Consider the following 4,030-nt stretch of genomic DNA (forward strand, 5'->3'; position numbering starts at 1 on the left):
ATTTCCTGCTTACTTCTAAAAACCTTGGCCTTCTTGGTGATACTATTTGATTCCATATCCTGGTTTTAAAGAACTAAGCTAACATTCGGCTAACTCTTTAAAAAGATGTACTTGGCCGGAGGGATACGCTTTATTAGGATATTTAAAATATAGAAAAATACCGATAAAATTAGCTCTGATATTTTGTTGTGAAGTAAAATACCAGCTTTATGGAAAGTATTACTATGCAATCGGTTTTAAAAATAACAGCGGCGGTTTCGAATTAAGGAATCCTGGCTTTAAAGCAAGTTCGAAGCCAAAGGGCATAACTTTTATAGACAGGGGATTTTTTATCGTTGAAGTTTTTGAAGGTTTTTTTAGCTTTCTTTCCTTTCTGTCTATTACGGGGATGTTGGGCCAGTCAAAACGGAGTATATAGGGCCACCTAAAACGGAGTCATTGGGCCACTTTCCAATGCAATTTTACGGTAATGATTTTATATTAGGCACTCAATGCTTTTTTCTTTCTTAAAGATTCTCCAGTTAATTCAATTCTGTGTGAGGAGTATACCAAACGATCGAGTATGGCATCCGCAACGGTACTTTCGCCAATTAAACCATGCCATTCGGCAACAGGGATCTGCGTTGCAATAATAGTAGCCGCTTTATCATAACGTTCTTCTACCAGGTCAAGCAGTGCAGAACGGCCAGCCTGATCGACGGGCGTCAACAGAAAATCATCCAGTATAAGTAAAGGCGCTTTACGGATAGTTTTTATAAGTTTGGAATAAGAGCCGTCCAGCTTAGCCAGTTTGACTTTATCAAGGAATCGGGATGTAGGGAAGTAAAGTGTCCGGTGCAACATTTGACAGGCTTGTACGCCCAGGCATTGAGCCAGGTAGCTTTTACCTGATCCGGTAGGGCCTGTGACTATTATGTTCTCGGCATTAGAGAGGAACTGAAGGGTTAATAGTCGTTCTACTACGTTCCTATCCAGATTGCGGGAACTTTGATAGTCGATATTGCCAGCAGAAGCGACGTGTTTAAAGCCTGCCTGTTTAATCAAGTTGTCTATTCTGTTTTTTTGCCGGTGTTCCCACTCTGTATCGATCAGTAGCGCAAGGAACTCATCAGTAGTATAGCTTTTGTCATCTGTCCGGTTAAGCCATTGATGGTATAGGCCGGCCATGGCTTTGAGCTTCATTCGGCGCATTTTTTCTACTGTGTTGTTTTCATTCATATTTGTATGGTTTATTGCTTGCTTGTTTTAGGGTTACCGGTACTCACCGGCGCCACGGATATTGCTATGGATAGGGATATGGGATTGTTCAAACGGTAGTTCTTCAGCCTGGTCAAGCCCTGATTTTAAGATTCGCTCTATGGTATGGTAACTGGCTTTGTCATGGTTGAGAGCGCGCTGGCAGGCTTTTTCCAGGCGCGGCGGCGTGTAGTCGCGGCCAAGGGCTAAGATGCCCTGGCATTGCTTGTAAGCAATCTCAGGGTAACTATACTGCAATAGCAGTTTCTGTATGTAAGCGAGCGTATTGGTGCCCACATGGGCAGCCTTATCTTCAAAAAACTGAGGGTTCCATGAGTTATACGCCTGATGGGAAGAGGGCATATGATCTGCCTGAGTAGTGTAGTGGCCGGGTTTAAAGCAGCGCTTATGAGTGGCAATACGGGTATGATTGTAAAAGATCTCGACGTTGTCCTGATTGTATTGCACTTCCACATGCAAGCCCTGGTAGCGATATGGAACACTATAGTAGTTGCGATCTTCACTAAGATAAATATGACAGGTCTTTTGAACCTTGGCCCTTTTGTATTGACGCAGATGATAACGGCCTTGGGGTAAAGGTTGCAGCCACTCTTTTTCCGTATCTATAAACTGCTGGCGGCGCGTTGTACCGCCATGTGCAAACAGGTAATCGTTGTATTGTTCCAGTAAATGAGCTATGTGCTGGTTAAGATCGTCTATAGAGAAGAAGGTATGCCGTGACAAAGGATAATAGATGCGTTGATATACCAGGCTTACAGACCGCTCTACCAGTGCCTTATCCTGGGGATGGTAGGGACGGGCAGGATCTATAGCGCAGCCATAAAAAAGAGCAAAGTCGGCAAGGGTTTTATTGATCAGCGGTGCATATTTATGCGCCTTGCTTACTGCTGATTTAAGGTTATCAGATACAATGGCCTGCGGTACGCCTCCCATCCATTGCAAACAACTTGTAAGACAACCGATAACATCTTCCCGCTTTTGCGAGGGTACGGCTTTCACAAAAGTGTATTGGCTGCAAGGCAGTACGCCAATAAAAACTTCGACTTCTATGAGTTCGCCGGTAATCTTGTTGGTATAGGTGAGTTTATCGCCGCAGAAGTCAACGAAGAGCTTTTCACCGGCTTTATGCAGTAACTTGCCACTTGGTTCTGTTCTGCGCTTCCATTGGCGGATATGCCAGCAGAACTGCGTGTAGCGGTATCCACCCGGATGTTTTAATTGATATTCCTGATGCAAAACAGCCAAGGTGCAACCGGGCTTGAGTAGTTCTTTCTCAAAGTAGCTGAAGTAGGCGGCCAATGTTTCATAGCGCTCTTTTTCGATCTGACTGTCTTCAGTAAACAGCTCCAGCAGTTCAACATCCTCCAATTGTAGCAACTCTTCACATGACAGCTCCAGCGCTTTAAAACGGCTGACATAGCTGTCTACTGTTTTGCGATTGGCTTTGATGTGGGCGGCGATTTTACGGTTGCTCCATCCCTTTTGTTTCAGGCTGATTAACGTACGTATTTCCATGATGTTGATTCTTTGACCTGCCATGTACCGTTTGTTTTTTGGCACAAGGCTATTACAATCATGGAAAGTGGCCCAATGACCTCCGTTTTAAACCGCTGCCTGCTGATCTTTTTGGCCCAATGGCCTCCGTAATTGGGACACGTTTAACCAGCAAAATGGCCCAACGACCTCCGTATTAAAGCTTATTGCGGTTGGCCCAGCATGCGCCGTTTTGGCTGGCCCGCTATCCTCCGTAATGGGTGGCCCATTGGCTTCCGTTTTAGACACCTTTCTAGCAGTAACTAAAAATTGGCAGCAGTTGCAGTCAAATTTTCTGATCTTAAATTCTCTATCATTTTTTAATAAATGCCGGGGCTTGATGGAAAGGCACGATTTTATCAATTTGCATCTTGACAGGGATAGACAGGGCATATTAAAAACCGGAGAAGCTCAAGCGAGTTGCCCTAAATATAGAAATGCAAGCCTCAGCTATCTTGGTTACAAGGATTGGAATAAATTTCTAATGAGGGAACCTAACTCCTGTTTTTTAAAAATGAAAAGAAAAGCATCACCTAAAAAATGTCTTTACTAAATTAAGGAGATTAGGAATTTTCTGATTGGTTAATATTGAAAAAATATTTAAATTAGAATCCTGTTCTCTTTGTTTCGCTCCCCCTAGATCGTTTTCTTCTTTTTTATCAAATTCTATTTTATGGATAAGCTATTTTTATTCAGCAGGATCCTGGGGATTATCATGTTGGTAATAGGGTTAGTCCTGAATTATATAATTTCGCGAAGAAGGTTTTACCGGCGTAGTATAACAGGGATGCAGGTCTTTCGTTCGTATGAGCATTACTGGATAACCAGGTGGATCGAGGGAATTGGTAAATTGGTAGCTTATGCGTTGATTGTTTTTGGCCTGATGGTGGTATTGGGATCAATTATGCTTCCTTCCAAGATAAAATAGAACTAAAGAAAATTAAGTATAGAGTCTCGAAAGATGTTTTTTTAAGAGCAAAATTGAATTTAAAAAAATGCAGCCTGCTTAGTTATTTGATTTGACTTGATATTGTATAAACTTTATCCCACTCATGTTGACAAAATTCCGTTTGATGATATTGATGAGATAGGATTCTTAAGTACAAATGGGAGTGTAAAATAATCTTTTGACGGGTCCGACCGTTGAATACCGTTGACAACTTCAGTTTCCTTAACTTCATAGACCTCCGGAAGAAGCCTTCACAGTTAATGGTACTTATTTTAAGTCCTTAAAATAATC

General features: G+C 42.2%; 2 protein-coding genes and 1 pseudogene. 1 reads left to right on the forward strand and 2 read right to left on the reverse strand.

The genetic code is table 11. From position 1 onward, the window contains the following. Positions 1–136: 136 nt before the first annotated feature. A pseudogene (locus tag JT717_RS28985) lies at positions 137–418 on the forward strand (DUF8464 domain-containing protein); the annotation flags it as partial. Between the two features lie 62 nt (positions 419–480). Here JT717_RS28985 and istB read toward each other — a convergent pair. Together istB and istA are read right to left on the reverse strand one after the other, a co-directional pair. Then, positions 481–1,218 carry an IS21-like element helper ATPase IstB gene (istB, locus tag JT717_RS28285; RefSeq protein WP_205514712.1) on the reverse strand — a complete coding sequence of 246 codons (738 nt, stop codon included), beginning with the start codon at positions 1,216–1,218 and terminating at the stop codon, positions 481–483. 33 nt (positions 1,219–1,251) lie between these two features. Beyond that, positions 1,252–2,796, reverse strand: coding sequence for an IS21 family transposase (gene istA / locus JT717_RS28290; RefSeq protein ID WP_205514713.1), 1,545 nt, complete (start codon positions 2,794–2,796; stop codon positions 1,252–1,254). Between the last annotated feature and the right edge of the window lie 1,234 nt (positions 2,797–4,030).

Source organism: Longitalea arenae, from assembly GCF_016924755.1.
Taxonomy (GTDB): Bacteria; Bacteroidota; Bacteroidia; order Chitinophagales; family Chitinophagaceae; genus Niastella; species Niastella arenae.